Annotated in this window: 24 protein-coding genes; 9 read left to right on the top strand and 15 right to left on the bottom strand. The window is 35.5% G+C overall.

Annotation, left to right across the window (positions count from 1 at the left end):
• Positions 1-5 precede the first annotated feature (5 nt).
• The gene (locus FLUTA_RS11010; protein WP_013686952.1) at positions 6-326 is read left to right on the top strand and encodes a T9SS type A sorting domain-containing protein; all 321 of its coding nucleotides are present in this window, start codon (positions 6-8) and stop codon (positions 324-326) included.
• Positions 327-462: 136 nt separating this feature from the next.
• Positions 463-834: a DMT family protein gene (locus tag FLUTA_RS11005; protein ID WP_013686951.1), complete on the top strand. Its 372-nt coding sequence runs from the start codon at positions 463-465 to the stop codon at positions 832-834.
• Between the two features lie 74 nt (positions 835-908).
• Here the strand turns inward: FLUTA_RS11005 and FLUTA_RS11000 are convergent, their stop codons facing one another.
• The 8 genes from FLUTA_RS11000 to hisH all read right to left on the bottom strand — a co-directional run bounded on the left by FLUTA_RS11000 (position 909) and on the right by hisH (position 7841).
• Positions 909-1496, bottom strand: a complete 588-nt coding sequence (locus FLUTA_RS11000; protein WP_013686950.1) for a sugar transferase — start codon at positions 1494-1496, stop codon at positions 909-911.
• Positions 1496-2707, bottom strand: a complete 1212-nt coding sequence (locus FLUTA_RS10995; protein ID WP_013686949.1) for a DegT/DnrJ/EryC1/StrS family aminotransferase — start codon at positions 2705-2707, stop codon at positions 1496-1498. Before FLUTA_RS10995 ends, FLUTA_RS11000 begins: the two co-directional genes overlap by 1 nt.
• 37 nt (positions 2708-2744) lie before the next feature.
• Positions 2745-3761: a glycosyltransferase family 2 protein gene (locus FLUTA_RS10990; RefSeq protein WP_013686948.1), complete on the bottom strand. Its 1017-nt coding sequence runs from the start codon at positions 3759-3761 to the stop codon at positions 2745-2747.
• A complete protein-coding gene (locus FLUTA_RS10985; RefSeq protein ID WP_013686947.1) occupies positions 3758-4663 on the bottom strand; it encodes a UDP-3-O-(3-hydroxymyristoyl)glucosamine N-acyltransferase in 906 nt (301 codons plus the stop codon). The genes FLUTA_RS10990 and FLUTA_RS10985 overlap by 4 nt, the downstream gene beginning before the upstream one ends.
• 1 nt (position 4664) lies before the next feature.
• Positions 4665-5300, bottom strand: coding sequence for a PIG-L deacetylase family protein (locus tag FLUTA_RS10980; protein WP_013686946.1), 636 nt, complete (start codon positions 5298-5300; stop codon positions 4665-4667).
• A 61-nt stretch (positions 5301-5361) separates the two neighbouring features.
• Positions 5362-6435, bottom strand: coding sequence for a non-hydrolyzing UDP-N-acetylglucosamine 2-epimerase (wecB, locus tag FLUTA_RS10975; RefSeq protein ID WP_013686945.1), 1074 nt, complete (start codon positions 6433-6435; stop codon positions 5362-5364).
• A 15-nt stretch (positions 6436-6450) separates the two neighbouring features.
• On the bottom strand, positions 6451-7224 hold the full coding sequence (locus tag FLUTA_RS10970; RefSeq protein WP_013686944.1) for an AglZ/HisF2 family acetamidino modification protein: 774 nt from the start codon (positions 7222-7224) through the stop codon (positions 6451-6453).
• Complete coding sequence (hisH, locus tag FLUTA_RS10965; protein ID WP_013686943.1) at positions 7224-7841, bottom strand: imidazole glycerol phosphate synthase subunit HisH; 618 nt, start codon at positions 7839-7841, stop codon at positions 7224-7226. The genes FLUTA_RS10970 and hisH overlap by 1 nt, the downstream gene beginning before the upstream one ends.
• A 120-nt stretch (positions 7842-7961) precedes the next feature.
• Between hisH and FLUTA_RS10960 the strand changes: the two genes are divergently transcribed.
• The 7 genes from FLUTA_RS10960 (at position 7962) to FLUTA_RS10930 (ending at position 15242) form a co-directional block, all read left to right on the top strand.
• Positions 7962-8960, top strand: coding sequence for an NAD-dependent 4,6-dehydratase LegB (locus FLUTA_RS10960; protein WP_013686942.1), 999 nt, complete (start codon positions 7962-7964; stop codon positions 8958-8960).
• Positions 8961-8969: 9 nt separating this feature from the next.
• A complete protein-coding gene (locus FLUTA_RS10955; protein ID WP_013686941.1) occupies positions 8970-10115 on the top strand; it encodes a LegC family aminotransferase in 1146 nt (381 codons plus the stop codon).
• A 142-nt stretch (positions 10116-10257) separates the two neighbouring features.
• Positions 10258-11280 carry an N-acetylneuraminate synthase gene (gene neuB / locus FLUTA_RS10950; RefSeq protein WP_013686940.1) on the top strand — a complete coding sequence of 341 codons (1023 nt, stop codon included), beginning with the start codon at positions 10258-10260 and terminating at the stop codon, positions 11278-11280.
• On the top strand, positions 11271-12431 hold the full coding sequence (neuC, locus tag FLUTA_RS10945) for a UDP-N-acetylglucosamine 2-epimerase (RefSeq protein WP_013686939.1): 1161 nt from the start codon (positions 11271-11273) through the stop codon (positions 12429-12431). The genes neuB and neuC overlap by 10 nt, the downstream gene beginning before the upstream one ends.
• Before the next feature lie 6 nt (positions 12432-12437).
• Entirely contained in the window at positions 12438-13484 is a 1047-nt protein-coding gene (locus FLUTA_RS10940; RefSeq protein WP_013686938.1) for a GNAT family N-acetyltransferase, read from the top strand.
• Between the two features lie 18 nt (positions 13485-13502).
• Positions 13503-14546, top strand: coding sequence for a nucleotidyltransferase family protein (locus FLUTA_RS10935; protein WP_013686937.1), 1044 nt, complete (start codon positions 13503-13505; stop codon positions 14544-14546).
• A complete protein-coding gene (locus tag FLUTA_RS10930; RefSeq protein ID WP_013686936.1) occupies positions 14547-15242 on the top strand; it encodes an acylneuraminate cytidylyltransferase family protein in 696 nt (231 codons plus the stop codon). It abuts the gene before it with no gap.
• Here the strand turns inward: FLUTA_RS10930 and FLUTA_RS10925 are convergent.
• From FLUTA_RS10925 to rny, 7 genes are all read right to left on the bottom strand, one after another.
• Positions 15215-16474, bottom strand: a complete 1260-nt coding sequence (locus tag FLUTA_RS10925) for an O-antigen ligase family protein (protein WP_013686935.1) — start codon at positions 16472-16474, stop codon at positions 15215-15217. The two genes, FLUTA_RS10930 and FLUTA_RS10925, sit on opposite strands and share 28 nt — an antisense overlap.
• Positions 16462-17727: an oligosaccharide flippase family protein gene (locus tag FLUTA_RS10920; RefSeq protein ID WP_013686934.1), complete on the bottom strand. Its 1266-nt coding sequence runs from the start codon at positions 17725-17727 to the stop codon at positions 16462-16464. The genes FLUTA_RS10925 and FLUTA_RS10920 overlap by 13 nt, the downstream gene beginning before the upstream one ends.
• Positions 17714-18970 carry a hypothetical protein gene (locus FLUTA_RS10915; protein WP_043023781.1) on the bottom strand — a complete coding sequence of 419 codons (1257 nt, stop codon included), beginning with the start codon at positions 18968-18970 and terminating at the stop codon, positions 17714-17716. The genes FLUTA_RS10920 and FLUTA_RS10915 overlap by 14 nt, the downstream gene beginning before the upstream one ends.
• Before the next feature lie 100 nt (positions 18971-19070).
• A complete protein-coding gene (locus FLUTA_RS10910) occupies positions 19071-20573 on the bottom strand; it encodes an O-antigen ligase family protein (RefSeq protein ID WP_148235429.1) in 1503 nt (500 codons plus the stop codon).
• A 116-nt stretch (positions 20574-20689) separates the two neighbouring features.
• A complete protein-coding gene (locus FLUTA_RS10905) occupies positions 20690-21943 on the bottom strand; it encodes a lipopolysaccharide biosynthesis protein (protein ID WP_043023780.1) in 1254 nt (417 codons plus the stop codon).
• Positions 21944-21984: 41 nt separating this feature from the next.
• Entirely contained in the window at positions 21985-23016 is a 1032-nt protein-coding gene (locus tag FLUTA_RS10900) for an SDR family NAD(P)-dependent oxidoreductase (RefSeq protein ID WP_245545444.1), read from the bottom strand.
• The gene (gene rny / locus FLUTA_RS10895; RefSeq protein WP_013686929.1) at positions 22985-24520 is read right to left on the bottom strand and encodes a ribonuclease Y; all 1536 of its coding nucleotides are present in this window, start codon (positions 24518-24520) and stop codon (positions 22985-22987) included. The genes FLUTA_RS10900 and rny overlap by 32 nt, the downstream gene beginning before the upstream one ends.
• Between the last annotated feature and the right edge of the window lie 22 nt (positions 24521-24542).

Here is a 24542-nt window from a genome sequence, read left to right as displayed (position 1 = left end):
AAGCCATGAAAACCGTAGTTTTATTAGGTGGGCTACTCCTTATTTCCAGCTCATTATTTGCTCAAATTTCTGATCCGACAGAAGAAAATCAATTACCAAATTGGGAGCTAAAAGTTTATCCAAATCCAACGAGTGATTTATTAGTAATTTCATCCTCCATTGAAATTAAAGATGTTACGTTAATGGATTTGAATGGACAAGTAATCAAGAAAAATGCATTGCCAAACTGGTGTTACTCGTTACAAGAATTGCCTACTGGGTGGATCTTTGTTTACATCGAGAGCACAGATGGAAGAGTTGAAAAGAAAAACGTTTATAAAAACTAGCCTTCCAAGGCTGCAAGTTCAAATTTTTAAAAGGTTTAAGTGTTAAAACCTTATTTTGAACTATTCAAAACACAAATTGAACCTCGCTTTTGCGGGGTTTCTTTTTTGAATCTATTACATTTGCAAAAATGCTTTTATGAGAATACTCATTACTATTGCGTTGTTAATCGTTTCCAATTCATTTATGACATATGCTTGGTATGGTCATTTAAAAGAACAACCAGAAGACAAGAAAACGGGAATTTGGGTTTTTGCAACGACCATTTTAATTAGTTGGGGAATTGCCTTTTTTGAATACATTTTCATGGTTCCAGCAAACAAAATTGGTTATCAAGGAAATGGAGGTCCGTTTTCTTTGATTCAATTAAAAATCATTCAAGAAGTTACTTCCATTATTATCTTCATGATTTTCTCACTGATTTTTTTCAAAGGTGAAGTCTTCAAATGGAATCATGCAGTGGCGTTTTTATTGATATTGATTGCGGTTTATTTGGTGTTTAAAAAATAGAAAAGAGTTCAAAATTTAAGTGAATTTATTTGAACATTTGAACATTTGAACATTTGAACATTTGAACATTTAAATTATTTAACCATCTTCAAAAAAGTCAACCACATAATTTTAATGTCTTGACCTAAAGTTGGATTCGCAATGTATTTTTTATTTAATTCGATTTTAGCAGGCATGATTTCCTGAATATAGGTTTCTCTCGGGTTTTCTGATTTACCCAACAATTCATTTTCTGTGAAATACTCCAGCGAAGCATAATCGGTGATTCCTGGTTTTACTGTAAGAACCTCACGTTGTTCGAGCGTATACAAATCTACGTATTCTTGCACCTCTGGCCGTGGACCAACAACACTCATTTGCCCCAAAAAAACATTGATAAATTGAGGAAATTCGTCCAACTTAGACTTTCGAATGAAATAACCCACTTTAGTAATCCTCGAATCGCGCATCCCAACAGTCAACTTACCCAGTTTATCGGCATTGACACGCATGGTCCGGAATTTCCACAATCGAAATAATTTTCCGTTTTTACCCACGCGAATTTGTCTGTAAAAAACCCCTCCACGACTTTCACAAATAATCGCCATTGAAATCAAGATTCCAACTGGTAAAAAGAGAATCAAAACTAGGAGAGAAACAAGTATGTCGAACAGACGCTTCATTATCCCAACACCTGTTTTACGGCATTCTTTACAGCTTGAATAACTATCTGAACTTGTGCATCCGTTAAATCAAAATAGACTGGCAAGGTGATTTCATTTTGATATTTATCCCAAGCTTCTGGATAGTCTTCCATTTTATAACCCCTCTTTTTATATGCAGTTAAAATAGGAAGTGGCTGAAAATGAACATTTACAGAAACATCTTGATCGAAAATGGCTTGCATGATCGCATCTCTTTGCACTTCAGAAGCTCCTCCAATTCTCAATTGATACAAATGATAACATGTTTCACGCTTTTCGTCCTTCATTTTTGGTAAAAGAGCCCAAGATTCATTTTTAAATCCATCATTATATCCTAAACAAATTGCTTTTCTTCGGTCCAAATTTTCTTGAAAACGATCCAATTCAATTAAACCAATTGCTGCTTGAATATCAGTCATATTGCATTTGAAACCTGGTTCAACAACATCATATCGCCAATTTCCTTTTTGTGCTTTTGCTAATGCATCTTTACTTTGTCCATGAAGAATCTTGATACATAATTCTTTGTAAATCTCCTCATGATCAAAAGAGTCTGGTAAATTGATTGACATTGTTCCTCCTTCAGCAGTAGTCAAATTCTTCACAGCATGGAAGGAGAAACAACTCACATCCGCTATAGCTCCAGATCGTTTTCCTTTATAAGTTGCCCCAAAAGAATGTGCCGCATCAGCAGCAATTAGAATTCTTCCCAATTTTCGTTGGTAGTCTGAATTTGCTTGAAACAGGCTTTTTATCGAGGGTTCGTTTACAATTGCAAAAATGGCATCATAATCGCATGGAAGCCCCGCAATATCAACAGGCATTATTGCTTTCGTTTTCGAAGTAATCGCTTTTCGAATTGCCTCAACTGAAATATTAAAATCATCAGGATTGATATCTACCATCACTGGTTTCGCCCCTGCATGAATCACCACATTTGCTGAAGCGCAATAAGTAATTGCTGGAATAATGACCTCATCACCTGGTCCAATTCCCCACCAACGAAGGATTAACTCCATTCCAGCCGTCCAAGATGAAACCGCAACCGTACACTTATTCCCACAATATTCAGTCAATTGTTTTTCGAACAATTTCGTGCGAGGACCAGTTGTAATCCAACCTGAAGTCAAAGCACTTGTAACTTCATCAATTACACGTTGATCTATTCTAGGAGGTGAAAAAGGAATCATATTATTAATTTAATGTGAAATTAGTGAATATTTTGTCCTATCGAGACATTTTTTTGTACTTGTCGCCTGGTTTCTTATTCGCTATTAAGAAGGCAACGATGCCTTTCAAATAACCCCAGCCATAAGAAATATGCAAAATCGGAAATATGATAAAAATTCGATTGAAATCTGAAACACTTTCTGCTATTCTGGAAGTAATGAAAAGTCCGAGCATTATATATACTCCAAAAAAAGACAATCCATAAAGCCAAAGTAGCGGATGAATCAAAAATAAAAACTGAACGAGTATCAAGTATAGCACAAATACAGGCGGAACCAATTGGCGAAGTGTTGTTACTGCTTTGTGTTTCTTATTCACGTAAACTTTCCAATAACCGTATTGCATAAATTGTTTCCATAATTGAGAAACGCTTCCTCTCACATAATATTTCAATGAAATGGAATGATTGTATAGAATCTTTCCTCCAGCTTTTAGTACCCTGAAATTAAAATCATCGTCTTGATTGCGAATTAGCTCTTCATCAAAATAGCCAATTTTCTCAAAAACCCATGCAGGATACATCGGAGTACCAACTGTATCTACAAATCCCGATTCATTGAGAGTTCTAAAATTACCCAATCCCATTCCAAAGGAAGTACTCATTGCTTGAGCAATCATTTTACTTTCTTTATTCAAATAGACATTGTTTACTTGTCCTCCAACACACCAAATAGTCTCATCGCTTTGAAGACTTTCAACGGCTTCTTTCAAGTAATTCTGGCTTACAATTTGTCTCGCTCCGATTATCTGATAATAATCCGCATCTTTTGTTGCGTAAATTCCCAAATTAAAAGCAAAAGGAGTTAGTTGTTTTTCATTCGTAACAATGTGCAATTCTGCATATTTTTTCTGAAGTGATTCCAGGAGTTCTAATGTTCCATCATTACTGACTCCATCCACTACATTTACCACTAACTTCCAATCTGATGGTAAGTTGGATTGGTAAATGGCATCAATACATTCTTCGATGTTTTTGATTTCATTTCTGCATGGAATAACTACTGCAATTTTCATTTCTTCTCAAATGGTTTAGCTGGATTTCCTGCAACAACCGAATTTGCTGACACATTTTTCACCACAACACTTCCCAAACCAATAAGGGAATTGTCTTCGATAATTAATTTTTGTCTGACTGATGCAGAAGGAGAAACCCACACATTTTTACCAATTTCCACACTTCCAGCAATCATTGCATTGGCAATAATCAAACTGTTTTTTCCGATTTTTACGCCATGAGCTATGTGAACAAGATTATCCACCTTTACATTTTCTTCCAGTAAAGTTGAACCCATTACAGCACGGTCAATACATACATTATTCCCGATTTCCACCCCGTTTTTCAAGACAACGTTTCCAATGTGAGGCATTAATTCGTATTCATTTTCATCATTCAATTCGTATCCAAAGCCAACCCCTCCAATCGTGTTGTTAGATCCAATGCTACAATTGTCTCCAATAATAGTTCTTGATTTTATGACCGTATTTGCACCTATTGACACATGATTTCCTAAAATGCACTCCTTTTCAACAACCACATTTGCAGCAATATTGACTGTGTTGTGATTAAAAATCACGGAAGAATCAATGATTGCTGATGGATGTATAAATCCAACTTGCGGCTTTTCTGCAAAAAATTCTCGCAGTACTTGCAAAAATGCACTTCTCGGTTTTTCTACTGGAATTAGACTAATTTGATGGACCTGATTCTGAAATTGATTGTATGTTTCAAAACTTACAATGACAATACCTTCATTCAAAGTTGTTAGCAGTTCAGCATTCTTATCTGAACACCAACCAAGCGATTTTTGATCAAAGTCTGCATCCGTAATTGACCGAACATGTGAAATTTCCTGAGTAGAATTTAAAGTAGATGTTTGAAGATTCAATAACTCAACAATCTGGCTTAGCACTATCATATCAATCAATTATCCAACGAACAATATTAAACGCTTCCGCATATTTGGTTCCAATTTGAACCCCCCTTGTTCGTGCTACTGATCTTAAAAAATCTTCATCCGAATAGGGTCTATGAGCTTGAGATTGGTATTCTTTCAAGGCGTTTACCTTTGTTTGAACGTGTCTTTCATCCAAATGAACAAAACTAGAAGTTGTGAAGGACAAATTGTTCCATGGTAATTCGTATGATAAAATAGAAGAAAATTTAAACGCCCGCAACCCTTCTGTTGCAACAGTTGCATGATCTTGATGCACATCTTGCAAATCTGGCATAAGAATCAAATCCGGTTTAAAGTCTGCCCGAATCTTAATTAAGTCATCCAAAATTTCCTGACGGTGATATCCAAAAGTTCTCACATCGTAATCAAACAAAAGCAAGTTATCCGGTTTAATTCCAAGAACCTTAGTAGCTGCTTTTACCTCTGTAATTAAAATATCAGATGGAAATTGAGGAAGCACAGATTGCTGGCAAGCAGAAAATGCCGCATAAGTTACTTCATGACCTTCCTCTATGAATTTAGCAATTGTTCCTCCGCAACCAAATTCACCATCATCTGTGTGAGGCGCTAGAACAAGTACTCTTTTTTTATCTTTCATTATTCAGTGTTTTATTCGCTATTAATGTGTCTTAAATTGAAGTTACTCAAAATAGCTGTAATTAACTCAATTGATATTGTTTAATCCATTCAATCATGCGATGAACGGAATTTCCATCACCAAAACTGTTAGTTGGGATAGTTGTTGGATTAAAAGTTAATATGGCTTCTTGAATATGTTTTTCATTTGCTCCAACAAGTATATTCCATCCGTCTTGAACAGTTTCAACCCATTCGGTTTCGTCGCGCAAAGTTATACAAGGAATTTTTAGAAAAAAAGCTTCCTTTTGAACACCTCCACTATCTGTTACAATTTTCTTAGCTGCAGATTCCAATCGAACCATATCCAAGTAACCAATAGGTTCAATTATCAAAATGTGTTCTCCGATGGAAATTCCATATTCTTGAACGTATTTTAATGTGCGTGGATGAAGCGGAAGAACAATTTTCTCATTCACTGCATTTAACCCGTTGAAAATTGATTGCAAGCGATTCATGTCATTCGTATTCTCCGCCCGATGAATCGTACAAAGTATAAATTGCTTCTCTAAAAGATTCAAATCTTGAATGATTGTACTTTTCTTTTTCGCAATTTCAGTGAAATGTAAAATTCCATCATACATAACATCTCCCACTAAATGAAGTCCTTTTTTAATTCCTTCATTTTGTAGATTTTGAATCGCCGTTTGGGTGGGAGCAAAAAGTAATTCGGAAACATGATCTGTTAAAATCCGATTTTGTTCTTCTGGCATTGTTTTGTTGAAGCTTCTTAGACCTGCTTCTACATGAATAACTGGTATCAACATTTTGGAAGCCGCCAATGCTCCAGCTAAAGTTGAATTGGTATCTCCATAAACTAATACAAAATCAGGTTTTTCTTCAATAAGCACTTTTTCGATTGCAATTAACATCGCACCAGTCATAGCACCATGAGATCCTGAACCAATATTCAACTGATATTTAGGTTTCGGGATTTCTAGTTCTTGGAAAAAAACATCCGACATATTGGAATCGTAATGTTGACCAGTATGTACCAAAATCTCATCAAAATTCTCCTTGAACAAAGAAGAAACTGCTGCTGCTTTTATAAATTGTGGCCTAGCACCAAGTATAGTAACTATCTTCAACTTTCCCATTGACAACAAAATAAACTATTTCCTTTGAATACTTGAATAAATTCTTTTCAGGGAAGCCGAATCTGGGTAAGAAATTAATACTGCCTGATGCTTTCCGTGAAGTACAAATAAACTCCCTGCTGCTACCGCATTAGCTCCTGATTGAATTACCCACTGGAAATCAGCTATAGTATCAGCTCCTCCATAAGCTATGATTGGAATTGTTACTGCTTGACGAAGCAATTGAATTAATTCCAAATCATACCCCATTCTTGTACCATCACGGTCAATGGAATGGACAAATAATTCACCAACACCTAATTCTTCTAACTTTTGGGCAAAATAAACAGGTTTTAAATCCGTCGGAATAGTTCCTGATTGTGTCCATAAACAATATTCCCCGGAAGTATTTTTTTTTATATCCAATACAACACAAATACTCGAACTTCCAAATTCGGTGACGGCTTGTTTCAAAAAATCCGGATTCTGAATAGCTTCTGTTCCAATAATAACTTTCTCTATTCCCAACTGAATAATTTGACGAATACTTTCAATTGTTTTTATCCCACCTCCATATGATAGTGGCATAAAACATTCTTCCGCAATTTCTTTCAGTAATTTGAATGGAATTGGAGTACCTTTAACTGAAGCATCAATATCCAAAAATACCAACTCATCTACTTCCTTTTCATTGAAAATCCGAATTGTATTCAAAGGATCACCAATGTATTTTGGTTGCTGAAACTGAGTTGTTTTAACCAACCCTCCATTTTGAAGCAAAAGAACCGGAATGCATCTTGGTAAAGCCATCAGAATTTAGAAGCAAAATTGGTTAATAACTGCATCCCGTACTTGTGACTTTTTTCTGGATGAAACTGAACGCCCAAGATATTTCCCTTTTGAATTGCTGCATCAAATGAATGTACATAATCTGCCTCCAAAAGCACTTCTTCCCTATTTACACACGTTACATAATAAGAATGTGCAAAATAGAACTTCGTTTCTTCATTAAATCCGGACAATAAGCTGCTCTGACTTCCATTATCCGAAACATACTCCCATCCTAAATGAGGAACAGGAAAGGATTTAGGGTCTAAGAAACTAAATTTTTTACTTTCCTGATTGATCCACGACAAACCTGGCAATATTCCTTCTTCACTTTTGATTCCCATCAACTGCATTCCTAAACAAATTCCCAATATCGGAACTTGATCCACTAAAACCCTCTGATTTAAAGTAGGAATAAGACTTCTTTCATACAAATTAGTCATGCCTTGATCAAAAGATCCAATACCAGGAAGAACGAGTTTAGTAGCAGCTAAAAGTTGGTCTTGATTGCTTGAAATTACAGCGTCAAACCCAATATGTTGAAACATATTCTTTATCGAACCTAGATTCCCCAAACCATAATCAACGATTACTATCATGCACTCACATCCAATTTTGACAAATCAAAGATATAACATTCCTTCTTCCTTCAGTTATTGCAAACACCTATCATCAATGAATATTATCCTTTTTAGTATCTTTGTTCAACAATTCACCTCATGCGTTTAAAAGGAAAAAAAGTGCTAGTTACTGGTGCTGATGGTTTCATCGGTTCTCATCTAGTTGAAAATTTAATTAAAGAAGGAGCTCAAGTAAGAGCCTTTTGCTACTATAACAGCTTTAATAACTGGGGATGGTTAGATTCTTTTCCCCGCGAATTATTGCAGCAAATTGAAGTCTTTACAGGTGATGTTCGAGATCCAAACGGAGTAAGAACCGCTATGAAAGGAATTGATATTGTTTATCACCTTGCAGCTCTTATTGCAATCCCATATTCTTATCACTCACCTGATGCTTATGTAGACACAAATGTAAAAGGGACTTTAAATATCGTTCAGGCCGCTCGAGATTTGGGAACTGAACGCGTTCTTGTTACTTCAACTTCGGAGGTTTACGGAACAGCACAGTATGTGCCGATCGATGAAAAGCACCCACGTCAAGGTCAATCGCCCTATTCCGCAACAAAAATTGGAGCAGATAGCATTGCTGAATCTTTCTACAGAAGTTTTGAAATGCCGATTACCATTGTTCGACCTTTTAATACATACGGCCCTCGTCAATCTGCTAGAGCAATTATTCCAACGATTATCACCCAATTATTGAACGGATATAACGAAATCAACTTGGGAGATTTAACACCAACGAGAGATTTAGTTTTTGCCAAAGATACTGCTCAAGGTTTCGTTGAAATTTCCCTTTGTGACAAATTGAATGGACACGATGTAAACATTGCAACTCACAATGAAATTTCAATTGGTGATTTAGCCAATGAGTTGATTAAACAGATTAATCCTGGGGCAACAATTCAGCAGGAAGAGCAACGTTTGAGACCTGAAAAATCGGAAGTTTTTAGACTTTTTGGCGACAATAGCAAATTGTTCGAATACACTGGATGGAAACCCGAAACAACATTAGAGGAAGGTTTACGTCAAACAATAGAATGGTTCAAACAGCCAGAGAACTTGAAACAATACAAGGCTGATATTTACAATATTTAATTTTTCGTCATGGATTTCGCTTCCATTGTTAACACTGTTCGAAATCGCTTCGGGAAAGAAGGATTTATTCCACTTCATGCCCCCTATTTTGGGGGAAATGAAAAAGAATATTTGATTGAATGTATCGATAGTACGTTTGTATCTTCAGTTGGACCTTTTGTAGATCGTTTTGAAAAAGACATGTGCGAAATCACAGGTTCAAAATTTGCAATTGCTGCAGTAAATGGAACCGCCGCACTTCACATGGCACTAATTATTGCTGGTGTTGAACAAAATGATGAGGTGATTTCTCAAGCATTAACTTTCGTAGCAACTGCAAATGCTATTTCTTATATCGGAGCCTTACCTGTTTTTTTAGATGTAGACAAAGATACACTTGGACTTTCTCCCAATGCCGTTCTTCATTTTCTAAAAAATGAAACGCATCAAAATGAGAAGAACGAATGTATCAACTCTAAAACAGGAAACCGAATTAAGGCCTGTGTACCCATGCATACTTTTGGTTTTCCAATGCGTATCAACGAGCTACTTGAAATTTGTAACCAATATAACATTGTCTTAGTGGAGGATGCCGCTGAGTCCCTAGGATCTTACGTTGGAGAGAAGCACACTGGAACAATCGGTCATATTGCAGCTTTCAGTTTCAATGGAAACAAAACTGTGACTTCTGGTGGTGGTGGTGCCATTATTACAAATAACGAAGAATGGGCAAAGCGCGCAAAATATTTGACTACAACAGCGAAAGTTCCACACGCTTGGGATTTCTTTCACGATGAAATTGGATACAACTACCGCATGCCAAATATTAATGCTGCCTTGGCTTGTGCGCAATTAGAAATTCTGCCGAAGATTCTTGAAAACAAAAGAGAAACTGCAAACTCCTATCTCCAAGAACTTCCCAAAGTAGGTATACATGTTGTTGCTGAACGAGAAGGTACAAAAGCCAATTACTGGTTAAATACCATTGTTTTAGATTCGAAAGATGAACGTGATGCTTTCTTGAAATTTTCTAATGAACAAGGTGTAATGACTCGACCAATTTGGACATTGATGAATCGTTTACCTGCATTTAAAGATTGTCAAACAGATAGTTTGGAAAACTCAATTTGGCTTGAAGATAGAGTTGTAAATTTACCTAGTAGTGTAGTGAAATAGTACTTCCCACAGACGAGCACCGAAGAACACAGAAGTTTTACATTATATTAGCAAAACAAAAAAACTCCTCCGTGACCCTCTGTTTACCTCCGTGGGAGAAAATGAAAAGCAATATCTTTGTAGCTTTAAAAGAAAATTGTACATGTTTGGAGATAAAATATACATCATCGCAGAAGCTGGCGTAAATCACAATGGAGATATCAACTTAGCCAAAAAGCTAATTGATGCTGGAAAAACTGCTGGCGTTGATTGCGTCAAGTTTCAAACGTGGAAAACAGAGTCCTTAATTACAAAAGATGCTCCAAAAGCCGCTTATCAACTAGAAAATGATGGAGAAGGATCTCAATTTGAGATGCTGAAGAAACTAGAGTTATCCTATGAAGACTTCAAAGAACTTCAAGCATATTCGAAACAAGTTGGGGTAGCATTTCTATCCACTCCTGACGAACAAGAAAGTTTGAATTTTTTAGTGGATGAATTAAATATTCCCATAATAAAAGTAGGTTCAGGCGAAATAAACAACCTGCTTTATCTCAAGCAAATTGCACGTAAAAAACGTCCTGTAATCCTTTCAACTGGAATGTGTAATCTCGCAGATGTTGAGCGTGCCTATTTAACACTCGTTGAAAATGGTGCATCAGAAGTAGCTATTCTGCATTGCACATCTGAATATCCTGCACCGCTAGAGACGGTGAATCTGAAGGCAATGGATACGTTGAAAAATGCATTTCAAGTTACCGTTGGCTATTCCGATCATACCGATGGAATAGCAATTTCACTGGCTGCCGCAGCACGTGGAGCAAGAATCATTGAAAAGCATTTCACCCTAGACAAAACCATGGATGGTCCAGATCACAAAGCTTCTCTCGATCCAATCGAATTGAAAACCTTGGTTGATGGAATTCGCGCGATTGAATTAGCACTTGGCGACGGAATAAAACGCATACAAGAAGTTGAAAAAGCTACACAATTGGTGGTGAAAAAAGGAATTTACGCTCTCTCAAGCTTGAAAGCTGGAGATGTCATTATGGAAGAACACCTAGTCGGAAAACGTCCAATTACTGATTTAGGGATGGAAGAGTACGAATCTATTGTTGGCAAACGTCTAGCAACTGATGTAGAAAAAGATACAGCAATTAGTCGCAAACACATTTCATGGGAGTAGATAAAAAGAAAATTGCAGTTTTCACGGGAGCTCGCTCCGAATATGGCCCATTGAAACCACTTCTCTCGGCATTTCAAGAAGATCCTTATTTCGACATGGAATTGATTGTTGCAGCGGGACATCTAAGTCCATCACAAGGAAATACCATTTCGGAAATCGAAAAAGATGGATTTCCAATTGGAATTCGCATCCATAATATGCTAGAAGAAAACAATGCTTCAGCCATCAGTATTTCAAATGGCCAATTACAAATAGAACTTGCTGAATACCTGAATCAATGTAACCCTGATTTAGTGATTGTACTTGGAGATCGTTCTGAATTAGTCGCAGTTGTTTCAACAGCCTTGTTTCAATCTATTCCTGTAGCACACTTGTCGGGAGGAGAAGTTACCGAAGGTGCAACAGATAATCAAATCCGTCATGCCGTCACAAAAATGAGTCATATTCATTTTCCGACTACCGAAATTTATGGGGAAAACATTCGTAAAATGGGTGAAGAGGATTGGCGCATTTGTGTTGCTGGCGAGCCTGGATTAGATGATGTACTTCATCTTGTGGTTCCAACAGAAAAAGAATTCAGAACACACTACGGAATTCCAGAAAATACACCTTTTATTCTATCTACTTTTCACAGTGAAACAATCAATCAAACAATAAATAAGGCATTCATTTCAGAATTGATCGACAAACTTTGTTCTTTGACCAATTATCACCTGCTATTCACAGCAGCAAATACGGATGTTGGAGGAATTGAAATCAACGAAACATTATTAAAAACAAGTCAATCCAATCCAAGAGTTTCATTCGTTGAAAGCTTAGGAAAGACAAACTATTATGCGGCCCAACACTATGCATCATGCATGTTAGGGAATTCATCCAGTGGTTTAATCGAAGCACAGAGTTTTCAAATCCCTGTTGTAAATGTAGGTTCTCGTCAACAAGGCAGATTGCGAAATCCGAATTCGGTAGATGTAGCGGTTGACGTAAACAAAGTAATAGGAGCCGTTCAATTTGTTTCATCGGAGGAATTTAAAGACCAATACATCGGAAAACCTAATTTGTTTGGAGACGGAAGAGCGAGCGAGCGAATACTGCAGTTTCTAAAAACGATTGATTGGAATAATTTGCTCCTCAAAAAATCTACGTTCTAGACCGTTATGGAAGCTCAACTGAGAATCTATACAAAACACAATGTTTCACTTCTAAAAGCGGAACTAACTACTTTTTTGGAAGGTCTGGATATTTACTATCAACCTGAATTTCTAATCTGTGATGCAAAAATGCAACATGGAGAATATGAAATTGCCGTTTGTTCATCGGAGGAGAAAATTTGGTTATATCCTTACATTCTATTGCCTATAAAAGAAACAAGCTATTTCGATATCAGCTCACCTTATGGGTATGCTGGTCCAGTTTCAAATAGCTCGGAAATTCAAAAAATCGCAGAGGAATTGTTTTTACAGTACATTTCTAGTAAGCAAAATATCGTCACTGAATTTGTTCGGTATCATCCTATATACAACGAGAACAATTTTTTTCAAAAAGACATACAGAATCTATTGAATAGAAGAGTTGTTCTAGTTCCAACATGTGATCAAGAAGAAATTTGGATGAATGAATTCTCTGGAACCAACAGAAATCTTGTCCGGAAATTGGAAAAAGAAGAATTTCAATTTACAGTAAGTCCCTTTTCAAAAACAGACATCTCAGCATTTGATGAAGCATATAGAGCAAATATGATTCATTCTGGAGCAACCGATTTTTATTTTTTCTCTCCCGATTTTTATACAGAAATGATTGACCAACTCGGTCAGAAATTACTTCTAGCAAAAGTTGAAAAAGAAGGTGAAATTTATAGTAGTGCCTTGTTTTTTGTTTCTGGAGGGATTGTAACATATTACCTTTCTGCCCGAAATTTAAACTATCCAAAAGTTCCAGGATCCAATCTTTTACTTTCTAAAATGGTATTCTGGGCACAGGAAAACGGAATGAAAACACTCCATTTTGGAGGTGGTTTAAGCTTAGATGAAGCGGATTATTTATTCAAGTTTAAATCTAATTTCGGAAAGACAATCAAGGATTTTACTATTGGAAAACGAATCCATCAACCAACTTTATACAAAGAGCTCCAAGATAAATACATAGAAAAAAACGGAAATGAGGCTTATCAAAAGGTAAAGTACATTTTGCAGTTTTATAGATAATTACCAACTTCGCAACTTATGATCAATAGCGCAATACATACGCTTCCAGATAATGCATCTATAAAAGATGGTTTGGAACAATTAAACACTGTTAATGGAGAAGCAGTATTCGTACTCGATGCAAATGAGAAAGTGATTGGAACAATCACGGATGGAGATATCCGTAGAGGTTTGATAAACGGAAAAACAATCAACGATTCCATTCGCGAGGTAATGCACACGGAATTCCGACATATCAAATTAGAAAACTATCGCATTTCTGCTATTGATAAAATAAAGCAGCAATTGATTGGAATGCTCCCCGTGATTGATGAAGCAGGAAAATTGGTCAAATTACTTGATTTAAAAAAATTAAGAACCGTTCTTCCTGTTGAAGTATTGTTAATGGCAGGTGGCAGAGGTGAGCGTTTAAAGCCGCTTACTGACGATATTCCCAAACCTATGTTACAAGTGGGCACAAAACCAATTATTGAACACAATATTGATCGCCTTGCGCTTTATGGAATTGAAAAACTCCATGTCTCTGTAAAATATAAAGCAGAACAAATCATGGATTATTTCAAAGATGGAAGCGAAAAAGGGCTGAATATCAAGTATATTCGTGAAGAAGAGCCTTTAGGAACCCTTGGAGCTATTCGTTTGATTGATGAAATCGCAACTCCTGCAATTTTGGTGATGAATTCGGATTTATTGACGAACATTGATTTTGAAGATTTTTATCGATTGTTTGAGGAAAGTGAAGCGGATATGATTGTTGCAAGTACTCCGTATCGCGTAGACATTCCATACGGTGTTTTAGAGACCAATGGAAATCAAATTACTTCTTTGAAAGAAAAACCATCTTATGTGTATTTTTCAAATGCAGGGATTTACCTGATTAGAACCTCTTTATTAGACCGAGTACCAAAAGGAAAATTCTACAATGCTACGGATTTAATGGATGAATTAATTGCTGAAGGAAAGAAGGTAATAAATTATCCTATTGTTCATTATTGGTTAGACATTGGTAAACCCGAAGATTTCAAAAAAGCACAGGAAGATATTAAACACATTCGATTTTAAATGAAACCGAACAACTCAAATACCATTGCATTGATTCCTGCTAGAGCAGGATCAAAAGGTGTTCCTCAAAAAAACTCAAAATCGTTTGCTAATGGAAAATCGCTCGTCGAACGGGCCATTGAAATCGCATTAACATACTTTCCAAAAAATAAAATCATACTCAGCACAGATGATCAAGAACTCTTAACTCAAGGAGATGCATTTGGAATCAATTTAATCAATCGTGAACCACATTTAGCATCCGATACAGCCGGAATGCTGGAAGTAATGCTTGATGCAATTGATAAACAAGAAAATCAGCCAGAATATTTATTGCTTTTGCAACCAACTAGCCCATTCCGCACAGCAAAGAATATCGAAGATGCTTTTGAACTATTTCAAGAAAATGACGATGCAATTGTTGCCGTAAATGAACCTGCTGGACATCCTTTTTACACATTATTTCAGGAAGAAAACGGATACATCAGCAAGTTTCAGAAAAACCAGGTTGTACGCCGACAAGATCTCCCGCCTATGTATGATGTCAACGGCTTACTCTATCTTTTCAAAATATCCGAATTGAAGAAGCATAGTTGGGTAGAGTGTGAGAAAATTCGTCCACTGATCATACCGAAATGGCAAGCCTTGGATATTGATACTGAAGAAGATTGGTGGTTAGCAGAATTGATTCAACGAGGAATTGATTCTAGCCTTTGACTTTGTTGACAAAGAAATACAAACAAGAGGCAAAATGGAACAATTCCAGCTTGTGTTTCAATAAATGATTCGAACAACATTGTTATAAAAAAAGTCAACCCGAATAAAATTAGTTGAAAGGATTTTTGCTTAATCGCTATTGAAAATGCAACGATAAAAATACTTAGTAGTAATGTGAAACCAATTATTCCAAGTTGAACCCAGGTATTTAAAAATTGGTTGTGAGAATTTAGCTTTTTTTCCGCCACTCCCAAATTTTTCAAACGTAAATTTGTACTGATCAATTCGTCCTTTACATCACCCGTTCCAACACCCAACAACCAGTTTTGCTTAATAATTTTAATAGACGTTGACCACATAATTAAACGAGCCGCATTACTCTCCGTTTCATTATTCCCCTCCGTTTTAATATGGCTTATTGAATAAGGAATGTATTGGAAGCGTTGCGCTATTCTTGAATTAGAAAAAAACAAAAAGCAAACCAAAGCAATCATCCCAGCCAACGCTGAAAGTCCAAAAAATTTCCATTTTCGAATAATGACAACATGTAATACGACTATTGAATTCAGAAGAATCCAAATGATAATACCAGCCTTTGAAATAGTTAGAATTGTGGAAACACTTAATACCAACCAAGCTAAAAAATAATATTTCTTGAATTGCTTTTTACCTTTTGAAAAGAGCGAAAACAACATCCAAGTAGCAGCTAGGGCAGTATATGTTGCCCAATAACTTCGATGCATAAATGCTGAAAATTCACTTTCATAAAAATAGGAAAATCCAGTATGTTTCTTAGTAATGGAATTATACGTTGCGTAAAGAAAGAGCACTAGCGTAAGGAATGTTAAACACCAAGAAAAAAAGTATATCAACTGCGACCTTGTTATTGTAAACCTTCCAATTATTGCAATCAATGGCACGACAAAAAAGGACATCTTCATCCCCACATCCATCCACCCAAAAGCAGTATTCTCGCTCCAAAACATACCAACAAGGTGATAAACAAAAAATAGAATGAACAAATAATTCAAGATGGACAATGGGGAGAATAACTCCATCTTTAATTCACCAACTGATTTTCGTTTATACAGGCTCCATAAAAGCAGCACCACTAAAACTATTGGAGCTAATTTGATAACGGAAATTGAAAGCAAAATGGTCAAACAAAGTAGCAAATCGCTCATTGTATGTTCTCCCCAAAATCGTCTTACTACTTGTTTTAATTCTTCCATATTTTCCAATTACCCCAAGGCATCGATACAATTCTCAAACTCCATGCCCATGTCAACAAAAATTGAATAAAAAATGCGGTCATTGTAGCAATTGCAGCTCCTGTATACCCATATTTAGGAACCATCCAAAATACAAAAAAGACATTAACCACAGCAGTAAAAATGGAAATGATTGCTATGTAATTTGTTTTTTCAGTATAGAAAAAATAGACACTGACCATCTTATACATACCATTGAAAGCAAAACCTAATGAAATCCATAATACCAATGCAATTCCATCTTGATAGGCCTTTCCTAAAAAGGAGAAGATAATTGGTGTACACAAATAAAAGACTACTGTCACAAGAATAATCGCAATGAAATAAATATAGGTCCATTTAACGATCTTCTGTTTCACCACTTCATTCCCACTTTTTAACCCTTTAAAAACATAAGGCACCCAAGCTTGATTGAATGAATTTTGAAGTAATCCTATTGCTTGACCAACCATAAATCCAACACTATAAATTCCATTTGAAGAGAGACCTTCGTATTTTGTAATGACTAATTTATCCGTGTACATAATTAATGTGCTCCCAAGAACATGTGGAATTAATGGAGCTCCATACGTGACCAAATGTTTCACGTGTTTCCATTGAAAATCCCAGACCAGTAAACCTTGTCGGTACATAAAAAAAATAGCAACAATAGCACCTATTCCATAAGAGTAAGCAAGGGCATAAATTGACCCTTCAAAAGAGAGATTAAATGAGATAATTAATACTGTAGCAATACTCAATTCTACAATGGTTCTAACAATGCGAAAAACACCATAACCCCATGCTTTTTCTTCCATTCTCCAAATAGATAGCAGAATCTCAACAATGTTTTGATATGTTGCGTAAAAAGTTGTAAAAATCACTAGTTCTTCAGGTACTCCTGTTAGTTTCGCCAAGTTTGAAGCATTGAAATAAAATAACGCACTAAAAAACAAGGTAAGGGCAAGAATTGTAAGTAATCCGCTACTGATATAAGATGCAAACCCTGGACGATTCTTGATATATATCACTTGTAAGGATGACATCAAGTTGAAACTTACGAAAGGAATTATGATGCTAATTAGTGAATTATAATTTGTTAATACACCGTAATCGTCAGTAGCCAAATTTTGGGTTAACAAAGGCAATAAAAGAAAAGGTATTGCCGAATTGATAACATTCGAAATTGTATAAATCCCTAAGGATTTTACCAGTTTGCTTTTAAATAGATTCATTCAAAAGTTTTTTCAAATATTCTTTCGAGCGTTCCAAATAGCCATTGACAATATTGTCATCATTCGAAGATGCAATTTCCTCATTTGAAATAAGTGGTAAATTTTCTAAGTTTTTCACAAACTCCTCCACCGAATCACAAAAATAGACGTGTTTATTGTTTTCCAAAAATGAGCCCAAAAAATCTTTCGCTGCATTCTTGTAATTGTATAAAAATGTTGCTTTACCAATAGATAATGATTCAATTGATGTTGTTGAAAAAATAGTCAAATGTGCATCTGTTTTAGAAATAGCTTCATAAACAGAAACTTCCGAGAACTCAAAGTTTGAAGGGAAATCATACTTTGATTGATACTCAGAAGCACTCGTTCGTCTAGTCTGAATAATCCAAGTAATCTTATTACTCATAATTTTATCGCATTCCAATACAAAATTCAATAATTCAATACTCCAATCTGAATCCTGCAATGAAACAACAATACGTTTAATTGGAAGCCTATTTGGGCTGGCTTTAATTTTAAAATAATCGATGATAGAACGGCCCAATGGAGTTGCTTTCTGAACAGGCATTTTAGTGAACTCTTGAAAAAACCGAACATCAGCATCTCCAAAAACACAAATTTCATCTGGAAATTGAATACTATTCAATTTCTTTCCATAAAAATAACCGTAATGTTCCTCACCGATTAAACCATGTTGCATTTCAATAACTTTGATACCAGCTTCTTTCCATGCTTGAATATATCCGAAATTAGCGTAAGAAACTGTTAAGAAGATAAACTTGGGCTTGGGTAAAATTCGAAGGAAAAACTTCATTACCCGATACTGAGCTAAGTATTTCTTAATGATTCCATCTGTATCAACTGTTGTTTGCAACTTCTGCTGAACTTGATCAAGTACTTTGCGTCCTTCAATAACTGGTTTCCGACGCAAAAATAACAAGGTGTAAAACTCTTCCACAAAAATAAAAATGGATCTAGAAATCACATGCTTAGAAGCCACCGATTTGCGTTTGTATTTCTTAAACAAACAAAGTTCTACCGTTAACCATTTTAAATTGCTTTCTTTTGCAAGAAAATCAAAAGACTTATCCCAATATTTATTATCAACTAAAACACGTTCGCTGCTATTTGTAAAAACCCAAACATCATAGCGTTTGAACAAGTTGAAGAATCCGTAACTCAAAGATTTGAATTGGCTCCAGAAAACAGATTTATTTTTCTCCTGTAACACTTCATTTCCCATAATCACTTTATGAAAAATGCGACTTTTAATCCACGGATAAATTTGAAAGTTGCGATTATATTTCCGCACTATAATATTCTCAATCTCAAGATTTTCTATTTCACGAACGAGATGGTTTACTTCCAAAATTTACATTATTATAATTTGATATTATAAGAAAGACAAAAATAACATCTATAAACGACATTCCCCAAAAAATACCATATTGCATCATTGAATAAATAAGTATTGTGATAATAAATGGCGAATTTTTCTTTTGCCACCACATACCAATCATCAAAAGGTACATCAAACCTAGAAGAAGTCCGTTGGTTGCAAACAATTCTAAAAATGAATTATGCGCATGCATTAATTCTAATTCATTATTACGAGGATTCAAGGCTGTGAAATATAATTTCTCAGATCCATTTCCGACTAACGGATTTTTTTCAATAAACTGAATGTAATTTAACCAGATCAATTTGCGTCCACTAGATTGAATTGATTCTGTAAGAGCCAAAAAATTTCGCGTAAAAGCTCCTAAGGAATCTAATTCATAAATCTCCTTCAATTGGGGATAATGTAAAATTGACAACGAATTCTTCTGTGCATTTATTTGTTTGAGAGAAGAAGAAGTATCGCTTCGATTTTCCACTGAAACGTCATTATTCGACTGAACTGAACTAGAATCATTTGAATATTCGGTGTTTAATCCATTTTCACTATTTCCATCAAAAAACTTTTTTTCTTTTTCAGTAGTATTCAATTGTACTAATAATTCTTCTCTCTTAACACCATCTCGATTCATGCCCTTCATCATGAAGTCACTTCCAAAAACAAGGGCTAAAAGAATGAATGTTACTAACGAATCATAGAAATACTTATTTCTTACCAATTGTCTCAGTGAATGTCTTTGATTCCATGCCAATTGAACAAACTGTAATGAATAAAAAACAAGACAGCAAATGACCACACTTCTATTGAATGAAACAATGACCCCTAAGAATAAAATCACTTTAAATATCCATTTCAAGTATCTTTTCCAAGGGATGAATTCTAAAATGAAGAGTGCAATCAAACATCTTAATCCAAAAATCGGTGAATTAGTGGCAAAACCAAAAACACGTGTCCCATAAATCGATATATCGTTAAAAATCATCGATTCATTATTTAATGGTACAAAGAAACTCCTTGTTTTAAAATAATACTCTAGAATACCCACAAAGCATTCAATGATTACAAAAATCACTGCAACCTTAAAAACGCGAATCGAAAAAATCCCTCTGGCAGTAATCAGTAAGAAAGGAAGCAACATAAATGAGGAATACAAGTCCCTTAAGCTTCTTAATTCATGCCCATTAAATAATTTATTCAATCCAGCTAAAAAGAGAAACAAACATGGAATCCAAAAATATCTTATCGCATTATAATTCCATTTATTGTTCTTCCAATTAACATACATTTTTTTCCAAAACGAATGGTCATAAATAAGTGTAATTAAAGGAAGCGCGAGCATTATATACTCATTACCGAAATAATACCCAGGTGAAAAAAGACAGAAAACAATTAATATTTCTACCCACCACGGTCTACTATCTGCTAAAGAATTTGTTAAATCATTCACTGATTTGGATAATTGAATTAAAAAATCAGGTTAATTAAATAAAACCCACGATAGATGAATTTGTGCAAAATTAATAAAACCTAACACATTTGTTTCAATCCAATAATAGAAACACATTAGTTTAGAGTGATTCTATTCTTTGCAAAATTCAAGTACATCTTCAATACTATAACGTAAACAATAGACAAAAGGATAGTATTAACTACAAGAATAAATTCAAATGAATGGAAATTAATGGATAAAACCCTTAATCTCATCAAGCCTGAAAATAATAAAGGGAGAACACCAAAGCAAAAACAATGTATAAAGGCTACAATAATTCCAATTCCAAACATTGCTTTTTGCTTTGATAAAATAAGAGCCAATGTTGAAATTGGCGAAATCAAGAAATTTAGCACTAACGCTGGAGCTAAAATTTCGGCTATTCGACCCGACTCTTCCCACTGGTCTCCAAAAATGAATTTAAAAATCGGAACACCGTAAAAAAACAAAACGGTAAAAGGCACAACAGCAATCAAAAACAATGTTCGAGTTGTCTTCTTAACCAATGGATAAATATCTTGTCCCTTATTGATCATATCAGAACATTTATTGAAAAATACTTGTCCGATAGATTGCCCGAAAAATAGCAACGGTAATCTCAACATCATATATGCATGACTAAAAGATCCAAAAACATCTTTGTCATAAAACAGAACTATGAAGAAAGCTATCAACAAATCAATACCTAAATCCAATAAGGTATGTGGCAAATTAATTAATGGAAACGACTTGTATTCTTTTGCCAAAATTCGAAATCTTTTCAAATCCTTCGTTGGCCGATAGATTTTCAAGTCCGAAAGAAAGGTTCGTATAAAAACAAAAATAGATGCGAATGAACCTAATAAGCTACCTAAAATCAATCCAAAGGCACCAAAATTAGCCAGTCCAAAAAATAATCTCAATCCGTTTACCGACACTGAATTAACCACTCTTTGTCTCGAAACTTGATGAAATAGTTTCTTTCTAATCGACCAGGAGGTTCCTAAATTTATCCAGACCATGATGTAAGAACTCACTACAACAATGAGTAAAAAAACGTAGTTTGATAAATCGAATGGTTTTAATAAATAAAAAATAAATCCTAGTAATAATATCGAACTTAAAACAATTAAAGAAATCCTGAAAGACAATCGATACAATAAGAAAGCATGATGATCTTGTTTTGCAATTGGCAAGGTCAATTCATATCTTGCAGTAGCAAAAGCTGCAATAAAAGCAACAAGACGTGTATAAACTCCTAATTCACCTATATCCGAGGTAGAATATATACGGGTAAGAATTGGATAAATGAGATACGTAATTAGTTGAGCAATTGCGGTACCCGTCATCAAAGTGAGAACGGATTTTACAAAGTCAGATTTTAGCGCCTTTAGTTGCATTGTAATACATGACGAAGGTATTCATTGATTCCTTCCTCAAAGGTATATACGGGTTTATAATTCAAATATTGCTCCATTCGAGTAATTGATGCTAAAGAATCTTTGATGTCACCTTTTCTTGGCGGACCGTAAGTGATTGTGTTTTTTGGAGTCGTTCCCAAGAGAATCAATTCTGCTTGCAAACTGTTTATTACATCGTTCAGTGTTAAACTTCGACCACAAGCAACATTGTAAACCTTTCCAAACGCTTCCACATTATCAGAAATCAAAGCTAAAAGATTTGCATGAACAGCATTCTTCACATAGGTAAAATCACGGGATTGTTCTCCGTCTCCGTTAACAACAATTTCCCCGCCTTCCAACATTTTGTCTAAGAATTTTGGAATGGCCGCTGCGTAAACTCCATTGGGATTTTGAAAAGGACCAAAAACATTGAAATAACGCAAACCAATGGTTTCCATTCCATGTAATTGATGATATACTTGTCCATATTCTTCATTCAATTGTTTCGTTGCCGCATAAGGAGAAAGCACTTTTCCTTCTTGACCTTCATGTTTTGGCGAAGCAATAGAATCTCCATAAACGGATGAAGAACTAGCATATACAAACCGTTTCACGTTTGCTTGTTTTGCTTCGTGTAGAATCGTCAAAAACCCAGTACCATTGACACGATGTGTATTCAATGGAAATTCAATAGATCTTGGAACAGACCCTAAAGCTGCTTGATTCGAAATCGCATCGACTTCCTTCAACAAATCACGGTAATCATCTGGATTACAAATGTCGCCTTTTACAAAACGATAATTCTCGTAATGAGACAATCTATCGACATTTGATTGAAGCCCCGTTTCCAAGTTATCTAAAACAATAACAGAGGCTCCTATTTTTAATAGTGCCTCTGTTAAATTTGACCCAATGAAACCAGCTCCTCCGGTTACCAAAATGGTTTTATTTTTTAATCGATCAGATATAAGCTGAACATCTATCATACTACTTGGCGTAATTGACAGAACGTTTTTCACGAATCACAGTCACTTTTACCTGACCTGGATAAGTCATCTCTGTTTGGATTTTTTGAGAGATTGCAAACGACAATTCATCTGCACGCAAATCCGTTACTTTTTCACTTTCCACCAATACACGTAGTTCTCTACCTGCTTGAATAGCGTATGCTGAATTTACACCATCATAAGACAATGCCAAATTCTCTAAGTCTTTGATTCGTTTGATATATGATTCTACCACCTCACGACGTGCTCCAGGGCGAGCACCAGAAATGGAGTCACAAATTTGAACGATTGGTGAAATCAACGAAGTCATTTCGATCTCATCGTGGTGAGCCCCAATTGCATTCAATACATCTGGTTTCTCACCAAATTTCTCAGCAATTTTCATCCCTAGAATAGCATGTGGTAATTCAGGCTCTTCATCTGGAACTTTACCAATATCGTGAAGTAAACCTGCTCTTTTAGCAACTTTCACATTCAATCCTAACTCAGCCGCCATAATCGCACAAAGGTTTGCTACCTCGCGACTATGTTGCAATAAATTTTGTCCATAAGAAGAACGGTATTTCATACGTCCAACCATTCGGATTAACTCAGGATGCAATCCGTGAATTCCCAAATCGATACATGTTCTTCGTCCCGTTTCAGCAATTTCTTCTTCCAAAGATTTTTTTGTTTTCACAACAACCTCTTCAATCCGAGCAGGGTGAATACGTCCATCAGAAACCAATTGGTGCAAAGCCAAACGAGCAATCTCTCTTCTTACAGGGTCGAAACAAGACAAAATAATTGCTTCTGGAGTATCGTCAACAATAATCTCAACACCTGTTGCAGCTTCTAGCGCACGGATATTTCGACCTTCACGACCAATGATTCTACCTTTTACTTCATCCGATTCAATATTAAATACAGAAACTGCATTTTCAACAGCTTGCTCGGAAGCCACACGTTGAATTGTCTGAATAACAATGCGTTTTGCTTCTCTGTTTGCATTCAATTTTGCTTCTTCCGTAATTTCCTTGATGTGAACCATTGCAGAAGTTCTCGCTTCGTCTTTCAAAGACTCCATCAACAAATTCTTTGCATCCTCAATGGACATTCCAGTAATTTTGGTCAATTCTGCAACACGTTTTTGATGCATTTTTTCCAATTCCTGATAGCGCACTTCATTCGCTTCAACTTTCGTAGCCAACTCACCTTGCAGACGATCTGTATCTTTTTCTTTTCGAGAAACCTCTTCAATTTTTTGCGTCAACGATTTTTCTTTTCCTTTTACACGATCCTCATTAGATTGCATGCGTCTTTCGCGTTCTTTCACGTTTTCTTCATGCTCTTCCTTTAATTTCAAAAAGCGTTCTTTTGCTTGGAGAATCTTATCTTTTTTCATCGCTTCCCCTTCTAGATCCGCTTCTTTCAAGATTTGTGCTCTTCTGTTTTTGAGCATTGTATTTTGGATAATGAACGTGATAATACCACCTCCTATTAATCCAACCAATGCTCCAATAATTACATTTACCATAGTTTCTTAAATAAAAAAATCT

This window comes from Fluviicola taffensis DSM 16823, from assembly GCF_000194605.1.
In the GTDB taxonomy this organism is placed as follows: Bacteria; Bacteroidota; Bacteroidia; order Flavobacteriales_D; family Crocinitomicaceae; genus Fluviicola; species Fluviicola taffensis.
The sequence above is the reverse complement of the archived record's forward strand: the minus strand, read 5'-3'. Positions and strand labels throughout refer to the sequence as shown.

What these genes read in the sequence shown, in the direction of transcription:
- FLUTA_RS11010 (WP_013686952.1), top strand. Translation starts at nt 6, where the DNA reads ATGAAAACCGTAGTTTTATTAGGTGGGCTACTCCTTATTTCCAGCTCA.
- FLUTA_RS11005 (WP_013686951.1), top strand. Translation starts at nt 463, where the DNA reads ATGAGAATACTCATTACTATTGCGTTGTTAATCGTTTCCAATTCATTT.
- FLUTA_RS11000 (WP_013686950.1), bottom strand. Translation starts at nt 1,496, where the DNA reads ATGAAGCGTCTGTTCGACATACTTGTTTCTCTCCTAGTTTTGATTCTC.
- FLUTA_RS10995 (WP_013686949.1), bottom strand. Translation starts at nt 2,707, where the DNA reads ATGATTCCTTTTTCACCTCCTAGAATAGATCAACGTGTAATTGATGAA.
- FLUTA_RS10990 (WP_013686948.1), bottom strand. Translation starts at nt 3,761, where the DNA reads ATGAAAATTGCAGTAGTTATTCCATGCAGAAATGAAATCAAAAACATC.
- FLUTA_RS10985 (WP_013686947.1), bottom strand. Translation starts at nt 4,663, where the DNA reads ATGATAGTGCTAAGCCAGATTGTTGAGTTATTGAATCTTCAAACATCT.
- FLUTA_RS10980 (WP_013686946.1), bottom strand. Translation starts at nt 5,300, where the DNA reads ATGAAAGATAAAAAAAGAGTACTTGTTCTAGCGCCTCACACAGATGAT.
- wecB (WP_013686945.1), bottom strand. Translation starts at nt 6,435, where the DNA reads ATGGGAAAGTTGAAGATAGTTACTATACTTGGTGCTAGGCCACAATTT.
- FLUTA_RS10970 (WP_013686944.1), bottom strand. Translation starts at nt 7,224, where the DNA reads ATGGCTTTACCAAGATGCATTCCGGTTCTTTTGCTTCAAAATGGAGGG.
- hisH (WP_013686943.1), bottom strand. Translation starts at nt 7,841, where the DNA reads ATGATAGTAATCGTTGATTATGGTTTGGGGAATCTAGGTTCGATAAAG.
- FLUTA_RS10960 (WP_013686942.1), top strand. Translation starts at nt 7,962, where the DNA reads ATGCGTTTAAAAGGAAAAAAAGTGCTAGTTACTGGTGCTGATGGTTTC.
- FLUTA_RS10955 (WP_013686941.1), top strand. Translation starts at nt 8,970, where the DNA reads ATGGATTTCGCTTCCATTGTTAACACTGTTCGAAATCGCTTCGGGAAA.
- neuB (WP_013686940.1), top strand. Translation starts at nt 10,258, where the DNA reads ATGTTTGGAGATAAAATATACATCATCGCAGAAGCTGGCGTAAATCAC.
- neuC (WP_013686939.1), top strand. Translation starts at nt 11,271, where the DNA reads ATGGGAGTAGATAAAAAGAAAATTGCAGTTTTCACGGGAGCTCGCTCC.
- FLUTA_RS10940 (WP_013686938.1), top strand. Translation starts at nt 12,438, where the DNA reads ATGGAAGCTCAACTGAGAATCTATACAAAACACAATGTTTCACTTCTA.
- FLUTA_RS10935 (WP_013686937.1), top strand. Translation starts at nt 13,503, where the DNA reads ATGATCAATAGCGCAATACATACGCTTCCAGATAATGCATCTATAAAA.
- FLUTA_RS10930 (WP_013686936.1), top strand. Translation starts at nt 14,547, where the DNA reads ATGAAACCGAACAACTCAAATACCATTGCATTGATTCCTGCTAGAGCA.
- FLUTA_RS10925 (WP_013686935.1), bottom strand. Translation starts at nt 16,474, where the DNA reads ATGGAAGAATTAAAACAAGTAGTAAGACGATTTTGGGGAGAACATACA.
- FLUTA_RS10920 (WP_013686934.1), bottom strand. Translation starts at nt 17,727, where the DNA reads ATGAATCTATTTAAAAGCAAACTGGTAAAATCCTTAGGGATTTATACA.
- FLUTA_RS10915 (WP_043023781.1), bottom strand. Translation starts at nt 18,970, where the DNA reads ATGGGAAATGAAGTGTTACAGGAGAAAAATAAATCTGTTTTCTGGAGC.
- FLUTA_RS10905 (WP_043023780.1), bottom strand. Translation starts at nt 21,943, where the DNA reads ATGACGGGTACCGCAATTGCTCAACTAATTACGTATCTCATTTATCCA.
- rny (WP_013686929.1), bottom strand. Translation starts at nt 24,520, where the DNA reads ATGGTAAATGTAATTATTGGAGCATTGGTTGGATTAATAGGAGGTGGT.